The organism is Pseudomonas sp. RIT-562 (genome assembly GCF_026241895.1).
Taxonomy (GTDB): domain Bacteria; phylum Pseudomonadota; class Gammaproteobacteria; order Pseudomonadales; family Pseudomonadaceae; genus Aquipseudomonas; species Aquipseudomonas mandelii_F.
Map to the genome: position 1 here is coordinate 358465 of NZ_JAPJIV010000003.1, position 16139 is coordinate 374603.

Genomic DNA, 16139 nt, shown 5'->3' on the forward strand with positions numbered 1-16139 from the left:
ACGAACAGAAAGTTGTCCGGGCGCACCAATTCGGGGACGGATGCTATCGCAGCCTTGGGGGATTTGTTAGACGCAAAAAGCAAAAGATCGCAGCCTTCGGCAGCTGCTACAGAAATACCAAAAAAAACCCCGCTTTCGCGGGGTTTTCTTCTTTACGCCAACTGAGGCTGCACGCTCAGCGGTTTAAGCGGTAACAACGGGGCATGTGGATCGGCTTTCACCGATTTACGCCAGGCTTCCAGCCACTCGGGGTGACCTTCGTTCCAGATCTGCTCGTGCAGACGAGCCAAAGCCACCGGATCACTGAGCAGCTGCACGCGCTCGTTGTTGTTCAGGCCGTCCGGCCCTACTTTCAAGGCGTGGCGCACTCGCTCGATACGCAGCCACTCGATCGGCTCGGCCTGACCATGGCGGGAGGTCGCCAGCGAACACGCCAGGGCGTTTTGCTGCGGGTCCACCACTGCCCGGACAAAGCCGTCGTTCAGTGCGTGATAGCGGTTTTCGTGGGTGTACTGGTCAGTCGCCAGCAATGCCTGGGGCGGATTGTATTCCTCAGGGATCAGGAACAGGCTCTCGTCACGCGACTTGAGGCCCAGGCCTACCCGGCTGGAAATCACCGAAACCGGGATCGACAACATCAACGAACCGACGATCGGCACCAGCCACCACAGGAAGCTTGGGTTCAGCCAGATCACCAGCAGCGCCCAGAGGAAACCCAGCAGGGTTTGTGGACCGTGGCGCTTGACCGCCTCGCTCCATGGCGTGGAGTCATCGTCACGCTGTGGCGAATTCCAGGTCGCGGCCCAGCCGAGGAACGCGGCAAGCACAAAACGGGTGTGGAAAATCATCCGCACCGGCGCCAGCAGCATGGAGAACAACATCTCCAGCAGCATCGACAAGGTCACCTTGAACTTGCCTCCGAACTCTTTCGCGCCCTTGGCCCAGATCAGGATGATGCTCAGCAACTTCGGCAGGAACAGCAGCACGATAGTGGTCGAGAACAGCGCGACCGCTTTGTCCGGATGCCATTGCGGCCATAACGGATACAGCTGGCGCGGCTCCATGAAGTACTGCGGCTCCATCAGGGTGTTGACCGCCAGCAGCGCAGTCGACAACACCAGGAAGAAGAACCACAGCGGCGCCGATAGGTATGACATCACCCCCGTCAGGAATACCGCGCGGTGAACCGGGTGCATGCCCTTGACCAGGAACAGGCGGAAGTTCATCAGGTTACCGTGGCACCAGCGACGGTCACGCTTGAGTTCATCCAGCAAGTTCGGCGGCAGTTCTTCGTAACTGCCCGGCAAATCGTAGGCAATCCACACGCCCCAGCCGGCACGGCGCATCAGCGCAGCTTCGACGAAGTCGTGGGACAGAATCGCACCCGCGAACGCACCTTTACCGGGCAACGGCGCCAAGGCGCAGTGCTCGATGAACGGCTTCATGCGAATGATCGCGTTGTGGCCCCAATAGTGGGATTCGCCCAGCTGCCAGAAGTGCAGGCCAGCGGTGAACAGCGGGCCGTACACGCGGGTGGCGAACTGCTGCATGCGTGCATACAGCGTGTCCATGCCCGATGCGCGTGGCGCGGTCTGGATGATCCCGGCGTCCGGGGTCGCTTCCATCAGGCGTACCAGACTGGTCAGGCATTCGCCGCTCATCACCGAGTCGGCGTCGAGTACGACCATGTACTTGTAGTCACCACCCCAGCGACGGCAGAAGTCGTCGAGGTTGCCGCTCTTGCGCTTGACGCGACGACGGCGGCGGCGATAGAAGATCTTGCCAAAGCCCTTGGCCTCACGGCACACGTCCAGCCACGCCTGCTGTTCGGCTACGCAGATATCGGCATCGTTACTGTCGCTGAGCACAAAGAAGTCGAACCGATCGAGTTCACCCGTGGCCGCGACCGACTCGAAGGTCGCCCGCAACCCGGCAAACACCCGCGGCACGTCTTCGTTGCAGATCGGCATGACCAGCGCGGTGCGCGCATCCTTGGCGATCGGCTCGTTACCGGCACTTTTACCAGAAATACGGTATTTGTCATGCCCGGTGAGCAGCTCGAGGAAGCCCATCAGTGCTGTCCAGAACCCGGCAGACACCCAGCAGAACAGAATCCCGAACAGAATCAGGATGCTGGTTTGCAACGCATACGGCAGCACTTGCGTGGCCGTCTGCAGCAGCGGTTGGTGCAGGACTTCGTTGAGGTCGACGAACGACCAACCCTGATACGGCATGATGCCTTTCATATACCAGCCGGCGACAATCGTCTGGCCGAGCATCAGCACCAAAAGGATGTAGCGACGGATCGAACCGACGGTGCGCCAGCGAGCAGCCGGCAGCACGCGCTCATCCTTCGGCGGGGCCGGTGGATTGGTGCGGCCGGTCAGCCGGCGCCAGCCACGCACCAGAATATTGGTGCGCCATGGCTCCGGCACGACCTTGGTCCGACGGATCGGCGGGGTCGCCTTGAGGCAAACCCGACCGCTGGCGTCGAGCGCCAGCATTTCCGCGTCTTCCAGCTCTTCGGCCGTGTTCAAGGTCAGGCGCTTGCCGACCGAGGCCTGGGCGGCCTCGCTCGGCGCGTCGAACGTCGAAGACGACAGACGCTGGTGCAGTTCGCTGAAGGACTGGCAGCCCGCGAGTTCCGCGCGCTGCTGGTCGGTCATCGGCAGATGCGCCAGATACTCGGCAAGAGTCTCTGGCTGTACTTGAGAATTACTCATCGGCAGGCAACTGGTAGCTCCAGGTCTCGGTCAGGACTTCTTCAGTCGGTGCCGATTCCGGTGTGGCTGGGGCCGCGTCGGCAGCGGCAGGCTGCTTGGCGTCTTTGTTGTCCTTGTTGGAGCTCTCCGCCGCCGGCTTGGCATCAGCCTGCTTGGCCTCTGCGAGCTTGGCTTCCTTGTCCGCCTTCTCCTGCTGCTTGGCGGCGACCTTGTCGGCTTTGGCCACGGAGGAGTTGGAGGCAGGCAGCGAAGTCTTCGCCAGATCCGCAGGCACGATGTTCTGCACCAGGGCCGCACGCATCTCGGTGGACTTGCTCGGATCCTTGATTTTCATCCGCAGCGTCAGGCGCCAGCCCTTGGTTTCAGGGTTGTAGCGCACGCTATTCTCGACCAGTTCGGCGTTGTCACCGACGCTGACCTGACTGCGAACGTCAGTCTCTGGCGCCAGGGCTGCCAGGGACGGGCCTTCGAAATCCACCAGGTAGGCAACGCTGCCGTCCGGCTGACGGATCAGGTTGGACTGCTTGACGTCGCCGGTGGAACGCAGGGTCTGGCTGACCCAAGCGCTATCCGGAGCGTGCAGCGCAGCTTCGTCGATGGTCCAGTGCAGGCGATAGGCGACATCCAGCGGCTGACCAGGCTCAGGCAGTTTTTCCGGACTCCAGAAAGCCACGATGTTGTCGTTGGTTTCATCGGCAGTCGGGATTTCCACGAGGTCTACGGAGCCCTTGCCCCAATCACCTTGTGGCTCGATCCAGGCACTAGGACGCTTGTCGTAGCGGTCGTCGAGGTCTTCATAGTGGCTGAAGTCGCGACCACGTTGCAGCAGGCCGAAACCGCGCGGGTTCTCTACTGCGAAATTGCTGACAGCCAGGTGTTTAGGGTTGTTCAGTGGACGCCAGATCCACTCGCCGTTGCCGGCATGGATCGCCAGGCCGCTCGAATCGTGCAGTTCGCGACGATAGTTGAGCACTTTGGATGGCTGGTTCGCGCCGAACAGGAACATGCTGGTCAGTGGAGCGATGCCCAGCTTGGTGACCTTGTCACGCAGGTACATCTGCGCCTTGACGTCGACGATGGTATCGCTGCCCGGACGCAGGGTCAGGCGGTAGGCACCGGTCGCACGAGGGGAATCGAGCAGCGCGAAGATCACCAGGTGCTTGTCACCCGGTTTTGGCTGTTGAATCCAGAACTCGGTGAAACGCGGGAATTCTTCGCCGGACGGCAACGCGGTATCGATGGCCATGCCGCGAGCGGACAAGCCATAGGTGTGACCCTTGCCGACGACGCGGAAGTAGCTCGCGCCCAGCATGGTCATGATCTCGTCTTGCTTGTCGGCCTTGTTGATCGGGTACAGCACACGGAAACCGGCATAACCCAGCTGCTCAGTGGCCTTCGGATCGAACTTGACATCGCCAAAATCGAAACGACTTGGGTCGTATTTGATCTCTTCGACGGTGTTAGCCGTGATTTCGTTGATTTTCACCGGAGTATCGAAGTGCATGCCCTGGTGATAGAACGAGAGTTTGAACGGGGTCTTCTGATCGGCCCATTCGGCTTTCTCGGTGCGGAAACGAATTTTCTGATAATCCGCGAATTTCATTTCACGGAATTCGTTCGGCAGATTACTGCGCGGGGCTTCGTACTTCTGCCCGGCCAGCTCTTTTGCCTTGGCCGACACATCATCCAGACTGAAAGCCCAAAGCTGGCCGGCGCTGAGCAGGCAGAGCAGTGCAGAGCCCGCTACCAGAGCGCTTCGTAGCCGTTTGGCAGACAATTTTGGTGCAATACAGGGACTAACAATCACGAGCAACCCTCGCCGAAAACAGATCAAAAAACCAACGGCCAGTTAAAGTGCTGTGAGGTAAACGGCGTTAAAAAACCGCCCCTACAGACCACTCTTGCCAAGTTGGCGAGCATTGTTCCGACTCCCATGGGGCGAAATGATTCCCCAACAGGCCCAGGACAAGTCTCTACCTAAGTCAAAACGGACCAACGAACGCTGATCCCCGTAGCGCGCGATTATCTAGTAGGCCGCGTTACAACGCATCAGGGGTAACAAAGTATTTATCGCGAAAAACGCCTGTTTCCGCTCGAAAAGCGCTTAAAAAGTTGTTTCAAGCGCTTTCAGACCTGCAACAGGAAGGTAACCGGGCCATCGTTGACCAGGTGCACCTGCATATCCGCGCCGAATCTACCTGATGTCACTGTGCCATGCATTTGTTTCGCTTTGCCTAATAGATAGTCAAAAAGCTCCTCGCCCAGTGCCGGAGGCGCAGCTGTGGAGAAACTTGGGCGCAGCCCGCTCTTGGTATCAGCGGCCAGGGTGAACTGAGAGACCAGCAGCAACCCACCGCCCACATCCGCCAAGGACAGATTCATCTTGCCCTCGGCGTCACTGAATACCCGATAGTTAAGCAGCTTATGCAGAAGTTTGTCGGCGCTGGCCCGCGTATCGTCGGGTTCAACCGCCACCAGCACCAGCAAACCCTGGTCGATAGCGCCGACCACCACGCCATCAACTTCGACCCTCGCGCTGCTCACGCGTTGCAGCAGAGCCTTCATGCTTCTTCTGGCGACAGGTCGAGCATGCGTCGTGCCATCAGGTCGGCGGCGCGCACCAGGGCATCGGTAATGCCAGGCTCGGAGGCCGCATGGCCTGCGTCACGAATAACCTGCAGCTCACTATTAGGCCAGTTCTGGTGTAATTCCCAGGCGTTGTCCAGTGGGCAGATCACGTCGTAGCGACCATGCACGATCACGCCAGGCAGGTGGGCAATCTTGCCCATGTCGCGGATCAGCTGGTTCGGCTCGAGAAAAGCGTTGTTGGTGAAATAATGGCACTCGATCCGGGCGATCGACAAGGCTCGCTGGGGTTCGGAGAAGCGGTCGACGACCAGCGGGTTCGGGCGCAGCGTCGCTGTCCGCCCTTCCCAGGTGGACCAGGCTTTGGCCGCGTGCATCTGGGCAATCTGATCGTTGCCAGTCAAGCGCCGGTGGAAAGCGCCAAGCAGGTCGTCACGTTCGTCCAGCGGGATCGGCGCGATGTAATCCTGCCAGTAATCAGGGAACAGCCGGCTGGCGCCTGCCTGGTAGAACCATTCGATTTCCTGCGGACGGCACAGAAAAATCCCGCGCAGGATCAGGCCGTGTACTCGTTCCGGGTGGGTCTGCGCGTAGGCCAGCGCCAGGGTCGAGCCCCAGGAACCGCCAAACAGTACCCATTTGTCGATGCCTAGGTGTTTGCGAATCTGCTCAAGGTCGGCGACCAGATCCCAGGTAGTGTTGTTTTCCAAACTGGCGTGGGGTGTGGAGCGACCACAGCCGCGCTGGTCAAAAGTCACGATGCGATACAGATTGGGATCAAAGTAGCACCGGCTCTGAGCATCGCACCCGGCGCCCGGGCCACCGTGGATGAACACCACCGGCAACCCTTGCGGTGAACCACTCTCGTCGACATACAGCGTGTGGGTGTCATCGACGGCCAGATCGTGCCGGGCGTAGGGTTTGATCTGCGGGTACAAAGTCTGCATTGCGCGCTCCGTAAGGGGTCGAGGTCATCCCTGGGGGGACTTCTATTATTCTGCCGTCCGGCATCATAAACCCGAATTACGTGATTGAGCATGTCCCGGTAATGGTGGTTGTCTCCAGAGGAGACATTTCAATAATTCGTATCCCCGTTGTAGCGCTTCTGCCCCCACGCCAGCAACCCTTGCAACAACTCCCGCAGCACCACCTGCGTCGGCGCGGCCAGGTCGGGGCGATAGCGGAATGGCTCGAACTCTTCCATGTACGTGCACTGACCCAACTCCAGTTGTACTGCATGGATGTTTTCGGCCGGGTTGCCGTAGTGCCGGGTAATGTGGCCGCCCTTGAATCGACCGTTCAACACATGGCTGTAGTCGGTGTGGCGGGCGCAGATCGCTTCCAGTTGGGTGGCCAGCTGTGGATCGCAACTGGCGCCATTGAAGGTGCCGAGGTTGAAGTCCGGCAGCTTGCCGTCGAAGAGGTGCGGGATGATCGAGCGGATCGAGTGCGCATCGAATAGCAACGCGTAGCCGAACTCGGCTTTAAGACGCGCCAGCTCGTTCTGCAAGGTGCGGTGATACGGGGTCCAGATCTGTTCCAGATAAGTCGCCCGCTCTGCCGCTGACGGCGCCATGCCTTCGCGGAACAACGGGATGCCGTCGAACAGCGTGGCCGGATACAAACCGGTGGTTGCCCCGGCGTACAGCGGCTTGTCGTCGGACGGTCGATTGAGGTCGATAACGAAGCGCGAGTACTCGGCCGCCAACGTGCTGGCGCCCAGTTCAGCGGCAAATTCATAGAGCTTTGGAATGTGCCAGTCGGTGTCCGGCAGGCTGCGCGCGTCGGCAATCAACCCGGCCTCGACCGTAGGGGTCAGGCGCAGCCCGGCGTGAGGCATGCTGATCAGCAGCGGCACACGACCTTGTTGGAAATTCAGAACCTTGTCCACAACTGCTCTCCTATACGCTCGATTCGACGCCGTGGCGTACGACGCGTTTTTCCAGGTCGCCGCCCAGCCAGTACGACAGGTCGGCGGGACGATCGATTTGCCAGGCGACAAAGTCAGCGACCTTGCCAGCTTCCAGCGAACCATGGGAGTCGGCCATGCCCAGTGCCGTGGCGGCATGGATGGTCGCGCCAGCCAGGGCTTCTTCCGGGGTCATGCGAAAGCAGGTGCAGGCCATGTTCAGCATCAGGCGTAACGACAGCGCCGGCGAGGTGCCGGGGTTGAGGTCACTGGCAATGGCGATTTTTACCCCGTTCTTGCGCAGGGCATCCATTGGCGGCAACTGGGTTTCGCGCAGGAAGTAGAACGCTCCCGGCAGCAACACGGCAACGGTACCGGAAGCTGCCATGGCGATGGCGTCGTCTTCGTCCATGAACTCCAGGTGATCGGCCGACAGTGCGTGGTAACGCGCGGCCAGGCTTGAGCCGTGGAGGGACGACAACTGCTCGGCATGCAGCTTGACTGGTAAACCGAGTTCCTGCGCGGTGACAAATACCCGCTCGACCTGCGCTGGCGAGAACGCCAGGTACTCGCAGAAAGCGTCGACCGCATCCACCAGGCCTTCCGCCGCCAGGGCCGGGAGCATTTCGGCGCAGATGTGCTCGATGTAAGCGTCGGCGCGGTCGGCATATTCCGGCGGCAATGCGTGAGCGGCCAGGCAAGTGCTGCGCACGCTGATCGGCAGTTCATCACCCAGGCGGCGGATCACTCGCAGGATCTTGCGCTCGCTCGCCAGGTCCAGGCCGTAGCCGGACTTCATCTCCACGGTGGTAACGCCGTCGCGCATCAGGCTCTTGAGGCGCTTGGCGGCGCTGCTGAACAGTTCGTCTTCACTCGCGGCGCGGGTGGCGCGCACGGTGCTGGCGATGCCGCCACCGTTGTTGGCGATTCCGGCGTAGCTCACGCCTTGCAGGCGCTGTTCGAATTCGCCGCTGCGGTTTCCGCCGAACACCGTATGGGTGTGGCAGTCGATCAGGCCCGGCGTGACCCAGGCCCCATTCAAATCGTTGACCGCCGGGTAGTCACCCACCGGCAGGTCGGCACGTGGGCCAATCCACTCAATGAGCGCACCGGACGTCACGATGGCCGCGTCTTCGATGACCGAATAGACGCCTTGCGCCATGGTTGCGACGTGGCAGTGTTGCCAGAGAGTTTTCATCCCGAGTTCCTCGTCTTGTTCAAAATCGATTCGCGAGCAAGCCCGCTCCCACATGGGATTTGCGCTGTCCACACAATCCCTGTGGGAGCGGGCTTGCTCGCGAAGAGGCCATTACAGGCTCGGCAACAACTTCGCCGGCACCAACTCATTCAGGCAACGCGTCGCCAGCAACTCGGTCGCCGCATTGATGTCCGGTGCAAAAAACCGGTCCTTCTCATAAAACGGCACTTGCGCACGCAGGATCCCGCGAGCTGTTTCCAGTTTCGGCGAGGTCTTCAACCCTTCACGCAGATCCAGGCCCTGGCATGCTGCCAGCCACTCGACCGCCAGCACCCCACGAGTGTTCTCGGCCATTTCCCACAGGCGTTTGCCGGCAGCCGGCGCCATCGACACGTGGTCTTCCTGGTTCGCCGAAGTCGGCAGGCTGTCCACCGAATGCGGATGCGACAGCGCCTTGTTCTCGCTGGCCAAAGCTGCAGCGGTGACCTGGGCAATCATGAAGCCGGAATTGACGCCGCCATTGGCCACCAGGAACGGCGGCAGTTGCGACATGTGCTTGTCCATCATCAGCGAGATGCGGCGTTCGCTCAGGGAGCCGATTTCTGCAATGGCCAGGGCCATGTTGTCCGCAGCCATGGCCACCGGCTCGGCGTGGAAGTTGCCACCGGAAATCACATCACCTTCGGCGGCAAACACCAACGGGTTATCCGACACTGCGTTGGCTTCGACGGCCAGCACTTCGGCCGCCTGGCGGAACTGGGTAAGGCAGGCGCCCATGACTTGCGGCTGGCAGCGCAGGGAGTACGGGTCTTGGACCTTGTCGCAATTCTGGTGCGAGTCGGACACTTCACTGCGTTCACCCAGCAGCTCACGGTAAGCGCCAGCGGCGTCGATCTGGCCTTTCTGCCCGCGAGCGGCGTGGATACGAGCATCGAATGGCGAGCGCGAGCCCAGTACCGCTTCGACCGTCAGCGCGCCCAGCGCCACGGCACCGGCGAACAGATCCTCACCTTCGAACAGGCCACGCAGCGCGTATGCAGTGGAAACCTGGGTGCCGTTGAGCAGCGCCAGGCCTTCTTTGGCCGCCAAGGTCAGCGGCGTCAGGCCGGCGACTTTCAGCGCTTCGGTGGCTTCCAGCCATTCGCCCTGGTAACGCGCCTTGCCCTCACCCAGCAGCACCAGGGACATGTGCGCCAGCGGCGCCAGGTCACCGGAAGCACCGACCGAACCTTTCAACGGAATGTGCGGGTAAACCTCGGCATTGATCAGCGCGATCAACGCGTCGATCACCACCCGGCGAATGCCGGAAAAACCACGGCTCAGGCTGTTGACCTTGAGCACCATGACCAGGCGCACCAGCGCGTCGCTGATCGGCTCGCCAACGCCCGCGGCATGGGACAGCACCAGCGAGCGCTGCAGGTTTTCCAGGTCTTCGCTGGCAATGCGGGTCGATGCCAGCAGGCCGAAACCGGTGTTGATGCCGTAGGCCGTGCGGTTTTCGGCGAGGATCTGTTCCACGCAGGCGACGCTGGCCTCGATCTGCGCCGAGGCACTGTTGTCGAGGCTGATTTTCACCGGCTGCTGATAAATATCACGCAGCTGGGCAAGGCTCAGTTGGCCGGGAATCAGGTTTAGCGCAGTCATTCAAATGCTCCTTTTGAGAGTTTGTTATTAACTACCAGTCGCTCCGGAGCATTCCGTTATCCGTCGCCTCGCGTCTTTTGGACGATCCGCGCCTTGGCACGCTGGTATGGGTACTGGTCAGTGCAAATTCGGTATCGCGTTGCGCAGCTGGTGCGGATCTTTCAGGACACTGGCGGCGGCCGCAATGTCCGGGGCCAGCCAGCGATCCTGGTCGTAGGCCGGGACTTGTTCGCGCAGCAGGCGCCAGGCGATATCAGTGCCGGCGCCAAAACGCTGCGACTTGAGGAATTCAAACGCCTGGGCTGCCAGCAAGTACTCGATGGCGAGAATCTGCGTGCAGTTTTCCAGCGCTCGATGCAGCTTCAGCGCCGCGTTGGTGCCCATGCTCAGGTGATCTTCCTGCAGCCCCGAAGTGACGTAGTTGTCGAGCACCGCCGGCTGCGCCAACTGGCGGTTTTCCGCGCACAGGGACGCGGCGACGTACTGGACGATCATCATCCCGGAATTGACTCCGGGATTGGCCACCAGGAATGCTGGCAGACCGCTGACATGCGGGTTGATCAGGCGATCCAGGCGCCGCTCGGCGATAGAGCCGATTTCCGCCATGGCGATGGCCAGAAAATCAGCTGCCAGGGCCACGGACTGACCGTGCGGGTTGGCCTGGGACATGATGCGGAAATCGTCCGGCGTGCCCAGCAGCATCGGGTTATCGGTGACAGAGTTGAGTTCGGTTTCGATCTGCCGGGTGGCGTGTTCCAGCTGATCGCGAGCGGCGCCGTGGACCTGCGGGATCGAGCGGATGCTCAGCGCATCCTGAGTACGGATGCCTTTGCTCGACGCAATCACTTCACTGCCATCGAGCAGCGCTCGCAGGTTATGCCCGACTTGCTGCATCCCCGGATGCGGCTTGAGCGCGATGATCTCGGCATCGAACGCGGCGATCTGGCCACGCTGGGCTTCGAAGCTCATCGCAGCGATCACGTCAGCCCATTGCACCAGGCGCGTGGCATCAGCAATTGCCAGGCAGCTGAGGCCGGTCATGCACGGCGTGCCGTTGACCAGGCACAGGCCATCCTTGGCACCCAGCTGCACAGGTTGCAGACCTTCTTCGGCCAGCGCTTGCTGCGCCGAGACGATCTGCCCGCGATAACTCACAGTGCCGACGCCCAACAGCGCGATGCCGATGTGAGCCATGTGGGTCAGGTAGCCGACCGAACCCTGGGACGGCACTTGCGGGGTGATGCCACGATTGAGCAGCGCCAGCAGGGCTTCGACCACTCGACGATGAATGCCGGATTTGCCATGGCTGTAATTACGGATCGCCGCACACATGATTGCCCGGGTCTGCTCGTCGGCCAATGGCGCGCCAACGCCACAAGCGTGACTGAGCAACGTGTTGCGCGACAGCTGGCTGAGTTGCTCATCTTTGAGCGAGACATTGCACAGCGCACCCAGGCCAGTGTTGACGCCATAGGCGCGTTCGCCGCTGGCGACGATACGCTGGACGATGGCCTGGGCGTTGTCGATGCGCGCCCAGACCTGGGCTGACAGCTCAAGCTGTGCGCCGTGACGGGCTACCGCGACCACATCCTGCCAACGCATTGGGGCGTCGGCGATAACGATTTTTTCAGCCTGGGACATCTTTGACCTCTTACCTGAATATTGATGCAGCTTTACCGACGCTTTCGCGAGCAAGCCCGCTCCCACATTGGAACGCATTCCCCTGTGGGAGCGGGCTTGCTCGCGAAGGGGCCGGCGAAGACACCGCAAACCTTTAAACCACCGCCGCCCGCCGCTGCACAAACCGGTCGACATACTCATCCGCCGGCGAGTGGAGGATCTCCCGCGGAGTGCCCACCTGAATCAACCGCCCGTCCTTGAGAATCGCAATCCGGTTACCAATGCGCACCGCTTCATCCAGGTCGTGCGTGATGAACACGATGGTCTTGTGCAAAGTCTTCTGCAGCTCCAGCAATTGATCCTGCATCTCCGCGCGGATCAATGGGTCGAGGGCGCTGAACGCTTCGTCCATCAGGATGATGTCGGTGTCCGCCGCCAATGCCCGGGCCAGGCCAACGCGCTGGCGCATGCCGCCGGAGAGCTGGTGCGGGTATTTGTTTTCGTAGCCTTTGAGGCCCACGGTGTTGATCCAGTGCAGCGCGCGCTCGGAGCACATCTGCTTGCTCTCGCCACGCACTTTCAGGCCATAGGCGACGTTTTCCACCACGGTCTTGTGCGGCAGCAAACCGAAACTCTGGAACACCATGCTGATCTTGTGCCGGCGAAATTCGCGCAGGGCTTCCATGTCGTATTGCAGGATGTCCACGCCATCTACCAGGATCGCGCCGCTGGTGGGGTCAATCAGGCGATTGAAGTGACGCACCAGGGTCGACTTGCCGGAACCGGACAGGCCCATGATCACGAAAATCTCGCCGGTGCCGATGCTCAACGACAGGTCGTTGACGCCGACTACGCAGCCGGTTTCCGCCAGCACCTGATCCTTGGTCTTGCCTTGGCCAACCATGGCCAACGCATCCTGGGCACGATTGCCGAAAATCTTGAAGACGTTTTTGACTTCGATTTTGCTCACGGTTGCGTCGTTCATTTGCTCACCTCATGCCGTGGCCGACCATACGCCTGAGTAATGCGGTCGATGACCACTGCCAGAATCACGATCGCCAGACCGGCCTCCAGGCCGCGTCCGACGTTGAGGGTCTGAATCCCCACCAACACGTCTTCGCCCAGGCCACGGGCACCGATCATCGAGGCAATCACCACCATCGACAGGGCCATCATGGTGGTCTGGTTGATCCCGGCCATGATGCTCGGCAGGGCCAGCGGCAGTTGCACGCCAAACAGTTGCTGCCAGCGGTTGGCACCGAATGCGTTGATCGCCTCCATCACTTCACCGTCGACCTGGCGGATGCCCAGGTCGGTCAGGCGGATCAGCGGCGGCGCGGCATAGATGACGGTGGCGAAAATCGCCGGAACCTTGCCCAGACCGAACAGCATCAGCACCGGGATCAGGTACACGAAACTCGGCATGGTCTGCATGATGTCGAGCAACGGCATCAGTACCGAACGCAGGCGATTGCTGCGCGCCGAGAGGATGCCCAGGGGAATGCCGATCAGCACCGAGATGACCGTCGCGACCATCATCAGCGCGAGGGTCTGCATCAGCTTGTCCCAGAGACCGACGGCGCCCACCAGGAATAGCAAGCCGACGATGACGGCTGTGGTCACGACCTTGCGGGTAGCGTGCCAGGCCACGCCCGCCACGATCGCCAGCATCAGCCACCAGGGCGCCGCGCGCAGCAGCCCTTCAAGATTGACGATGGCCCACAACAGGGTGTCGGAGATATGCCGGAACACATCGCCGTAGTTGGTGACCAGCGAATCGACCCAACCGTTGACCCAGTCGGCGATGGAAAAGGTAAAGCTTTCGGGAAACATAAGAGACTCTCAATCAAGGGGGTTGAGATGCAGCATCCGACTGCCGGGTTCGGCAGTCGGAAAGCTGGACCTACAAGGCCGCGTCGATTTTTTTGGCTGCGTCGTCACTTACCCATGCATGCCAGACTTCAGGATGTTCCTTGAGGAAGATTTTCGCCAGTTTCGGCGAAGCGATCCGCTCCTTGGCCATGCGCCCGAGGTTCTGGTTCAGCAAGTCGATGGGCAGGTTGACCTTTTCCAGCACGGCCACCAGCTCCGGGGCTTCGTCGTGGAAGGTCTTGGACAGGCCGACCTTGATGGTTACGCTCTTGTCCACGCCCGGCTTTTCCTCGAGCTTGACCAGGTCGACCTGGCCCATCAGCGGGGTCGGCGACCAGTAATAGAACAGGATCGGCTCGCCACGCTTGTAGCTCGACAGTACCGCCGCATCCAGCGCCGGGCCTGTGCCTGGGCGGAAGTTGGTGTAGGTGCTTTCCAGGCCGTAGCTCTTGAGCATTTCGCTGTTGTCCAGCTCGCACGTCCAGCCGGCCGGGCAATTGTAGAAACGCCCTTTGGACGGCTCTTCCTGGTCCTTGAACACGGCAGCGTACTTGGCCAGGTCGGCGATATTCTTCAGGTCCGGAGCCTTGGCTTCCAGCTTGCGGCTGGCATCGCCCTCAATGACGTAACGCGGCACATACCAGCCTTCGATGGCGCCGGTAACCGGAGCGCCGACTCCGACCACCTTGCCGGCCTTCTCGGCCTTGTTCCAGACCTCGCTGCGGCCCACCCACTCCTCGGCGAAGACCTGGATATCGTTGCTGCTCAAGGCGTTTTCCATGGTGATGGAGTTGCCCGGCAGGCTGTCGGTCTTGCAGTCGTAGCCTTTCTCCAGCACGACCTGCAGCACGTCGGTCAGCAACATGCCGCTTTCCCAATTGAGGCCGGCAAATTTCACCGGTTTGCCCGACTCGCACCAGCCGGCTGCCTGGGTGGCGCCGGCACTGGCGAGCAGGCCCATGGAAAGTAGTGCGGTCAACAGGGTCTTGTTCGATTTCATTGTCGTGACGCTCCTAATCATGAATGGGCTTACGGCAGTCAAGAGGCATCCAGCCCTGTCCACGTCCAATCAGGCCTGCGCCGCAGCGCGACCAGCCCCGCTAGTTTTTGGTGGTGCAACGCTGTCCTGTTCGACCGGCAGGATCAGTTGATCGGGTACGGTGCCATGCCATTTCTTGGCGCACACGTAATATAGAGCGGCTGGCAGCACCAGGCCGATGATCCAGGAAATATCCACACCGCCCATGGCCTCTACCAGCGGGCCGGTATAGAACTTGGTGGCGATAAACGGCAGCTGCACCAGCACACCGAACACATAGACGCTGATACCCAGGGCGTTCCAGCGGCCATAGCGACCGTTCGGATCAGCCAGCGCCGGCACGTCATAACGCTCGCGGGTGATGCAGTAGTAGTCCACCAGGTTGATCGCGCTCCATGGCGTGAAGAACGCCAGCAGGAACAGGATGAAAGACTTGAACGCTCCGAGGAACGAGTGTTGGCCGAGCAGTGCGATCAAGGTCGCAGTACCGACGATAAACAGCACGAACACCAGGCGCTGCAGGCGCGACACCTGCAGGTGACCACGAAATCCGCTGATGATGGTCGCGATGCACATGAAGCTGCCGTAGGAGTTCAGCGTGGAAATGGTGACCTTGCCGAATGCGATGCTGAAGTACAGCAAAGCAGCGGTGGCACCGGTACCGCCCAGGCCGACAATGTAGGCGACTTCATGACCGGCGAACTGGCCGTTGGCCGATGCGGCGGCAAACACGCCGAGAATCATCGCCACCTGTGCGCCGATCACCGACCCTGCGCCCGCAGCGAAAAAGGTTTTCACCGAGGATGTATTGCTTGGCAGGTAGCGAGAGTAGTCCGCCACGTACGGGCCGAAAGCAATCTGCCAGGACGCCGCGAGTGACACCGCCAGCAGGAAGCTGCTCCAGCTGAAGTGGCGGATTTGCAGGAGTGCGCCAACGTCGGTCTGGCTCATCAGGCGATAGAACAGGTAGACAAAGGCAATCACGCCAATGACGCTGGCGACACGGCCGATCCAGTGGATCACCCGATAGCCGAGCACCGTGACCAGCACGATCACGCTGGCGAAGATGAGGATACCGACGCTGTCGCTGACGCCAAACAACTGGCCCAGCGCCTGCCCGGACAGCACGGTTCCGGTGGCAGTGAAGCCCAGGTACATCAGGCACACCAGCACAATCGGGATCGCCGCGCCGTACACGCCGAACTGCACCCGGCTGGAGATCATCTGCGGCAAGCCCAGTTTGGGCCCTTGCGCCGCATGCAATGCCATGACCCCGCCGCCCAGCAGTTGTCCGATCAACAGACCGATCAACGACCAGAACACGTCACCGCCCAGCACCACGGCCAGGGCCCCGGTGACAATCGCGGTGATTTGCAGGTTGGCACCCATCCACAGGGTGAACTGGCTCAACAGACGACCGTGTCTTTCCGCTTCCGGGATGTAGTCGATCGAGCGCTTCTCGATCAAGGGTTTATTGCCTGCACGATCGTTGTTAACAGCCATGATTCAACCTCTGTGGATTGTTATTCTGGGTTGGCGAGCTTTCTG

Annotated in this window: 12 protein-coding genes; all 12 read right to left on the minus strand. The window is 60.9% G+C overall.

Translation table 11 applies throughout. The annotated features are described in order from the left end of the window. Window positions 1–152: 152 nt before the first annotated feature. A complete protein-coding gene (gene mdoH / locus ORL50_RS06480) occupies window positions 153–2723 on the minus strand; it encodes a glucans biosynthesis glucosyltransferase MdoH (RefSeq protein ID WP_266011276.1) in 2571 nt (856 codons plus the stop codon). Then, window positions 2716–4530 carry a glucan biosynthesis protein G gene (locus tag ORL50_RS06485; protein WP_266011278.1) on the minus strand — a complete coding sequence of 605 codons (1815 nt, stop codon included), beginning with the start codon at window positions 4528–4530 and terminating at the stop codon, window positions 2716–2718. The genes mdoH and ORL50_RS06485 overlap by 8 nt, the downstream gene beginning before the upstream one ends. Window positions 4531–4850: 320 nt before the next feature. Further along, on the minus strand, window positions 4851–5288 hold the full coding sequence (gene dtd, locus ORL50_RS06490; protein ID WP_266011280.1) for a D-aminoacyl-tRNA deacylase: 438 nt from the start codon (window positions 5286–5288) through the stop codon (window positions 4851–4853). Then, window positions 5285–6256, minus strand: coding sequence for a prolyl aminopeptidase (pip, locus tag ORL50_RS06495; RefSeq protein WP_266011282.1), 972 nt, complete (start codon window positions 6254–6256; stop codon window positions 5285–5287). Before pip ends, dtd begins: the two co-directional genes overlap by 4 nt. Before the next feature lie 128 nt (window positions 6257–6384). Next, entirely contained in the window at window positions 6385–7200 is an 816-nt protein-coding gene (gene hutG, locus ORL50_RS06500; protein WP_266011284.1) for an N-formylglutamate deformylase, read from the minus strand. A 10-nt stretch (window positions 7201–7210) separates the two neighbouring features. Further along, the gene (hutI, locus tag ORL50_RS06505; RefSeq protein ID WP_266011286.1) at window positions 7211–8416 is read right to left on the minus strand and encodes an imidazolonepropionase; all 1206 of its coding nucleotides are present in this window, start codon (window positions 8414–8416) and stop codon (window positions 7211–7213) included. Between the two features lie 111 nt (window positions 8417–8527). Next, a complete protein-coding gene (hutH, locus tag ORL50_RS06510) occupies window positions 8528–10060 on the minus strand; it encodes a histidine ammonia-lyase (RefSeq protein ID WP_266011288.1) in 1533 nt (510 codons plus the stop codon). Between the two features lie 117 nt (window positions 10061–10177). Next, window positions 10178–11701, minus strand: coding sequence for a histidine ammonia-lyase (gene hutH / locus ORL50_RS06515; protein WP_266011290.1), 1524 nt, complete (start codon window positions 11699–11701; stop codon window positions 10178–10180). 133 nt (window positions 11702–11834) lie between these two features. Beyond that, window positions 11835–12665: a quaternary amine ABC transporter ATP-binding protein gene (locus tag ORL50_RS06520; RefSeq protein ID WP_266011292.1), complete on the minus strand. Its 831-nt coding sequence runs from the start codon at window positions 12663–12665 to the stop codon at window positions 11835–11837. Further along, complete coding sequence (locus tag ORL50_RS06525; protein ID WP_010464518.1) at window positions 12662–13513, minus strand: ABC transporter permease; 852 nt, start codon at window positions 13511–13513, stop codon at window positions 12662–12664. The genes ORL50_RS06520 and ORL50_RS06525 overlap by 4 nt, the downstream gene beginning before the upstream one ends. A 70-nt stretch (window positions 13514–13583) precedes the next feature. Further along, window positions 13584–14552 carry an ABC transporter substrate-binding protein gene (locus tag ORL50_RS06530; RefSeq protein WP_266011296.1) on the minus strand — a complete coding sequence of 323 codons (969 nt, stop codon included), beginning with the start codon at window positions 14550–14552 and terminating at the stop codon, window positions 13584–13586. Window positions 14553–14621: 69 nt separating this feature from the next. Continuing rightward, on the minus strand, window positions 14622–16094 hold the full coding sequence (locus ORL50_RS06535; RefSeq protein WP_266011298.1) for a purine-cytosine permease family protein: 1473 nt from the start codon (window positions 16092–16094) through the stop codon (window positions 14622–14624). Window positions 16095–16139 lie beyond the last annotated feature (45 nt).

Coding starts and splice junctions, on each gene's coding strand:
- hutI (WP_266011286.1), bottom strand. CDS start 8,416: ATGAAAACTCTCTGGCAACACTGCCACGTCGCAACCATGGCGCAAGGC.
- ORL50_RS06525 (WP_010464518.1), bottom strand. CDS start 13,513: ATGTTTCCCGAAAGCTTTACCTTTTCCATCGCCGACTGGGTCAACGGT.
- mdoH (WP_266011276.1), bottom strand. CDS start 2,723: ATGAGTAATTCTCAAGTACAGCCAGAGACTCTTGCCGAGTATCTGGCG.
- dtd (WP_266011280.1), bottom strand. CDS start 5,288: ATGAAGGCTCTGCTGCAACGCGTGAGCAGCGCGAGGGTCGAAGTTGAT.
- pip (WP_266011282.1), bottom strand. CDS start 6,256: ATGCAGACTTTGTACCCGCAGATCAAACCCTACGCCCGGCACGATCTG.
- ORL50_RS06535 (WP_266011298.1), bottom strand. CDS start 16,094: ATGGCTGTTAACAACGATCGTGCAGGCAATAAACCCTTGATCGAGAAG.
- ORL50_RS06520 (WP_266011292.1), bottom strand. CDS start 12,665: ATGAACGACGCAACCGTGAGCAAAATCGAAGTCAAAAACGTCTTCAAG.
- hutH (WP_266011288.1), bottom strand. CDS start 10,060: ATGACTGCGCTAAACCTGATTCCCGGCCAACTGAGCCTTGCCCAGCTG.
- hutH (WP_266011290.1), bottom strand. CDS start 11,701: ATGTCCCAGGCTGAAAAAATCGTTATCGCCGACGCCCCAATGCGTTGG.
- ORL50_RS06530 (WP_266011296.1), bottom strand. CDS start 14,552: ATGAAATCGAACAAGACCCTGTTGACCGCACTACTTTCCATGGGCCTG.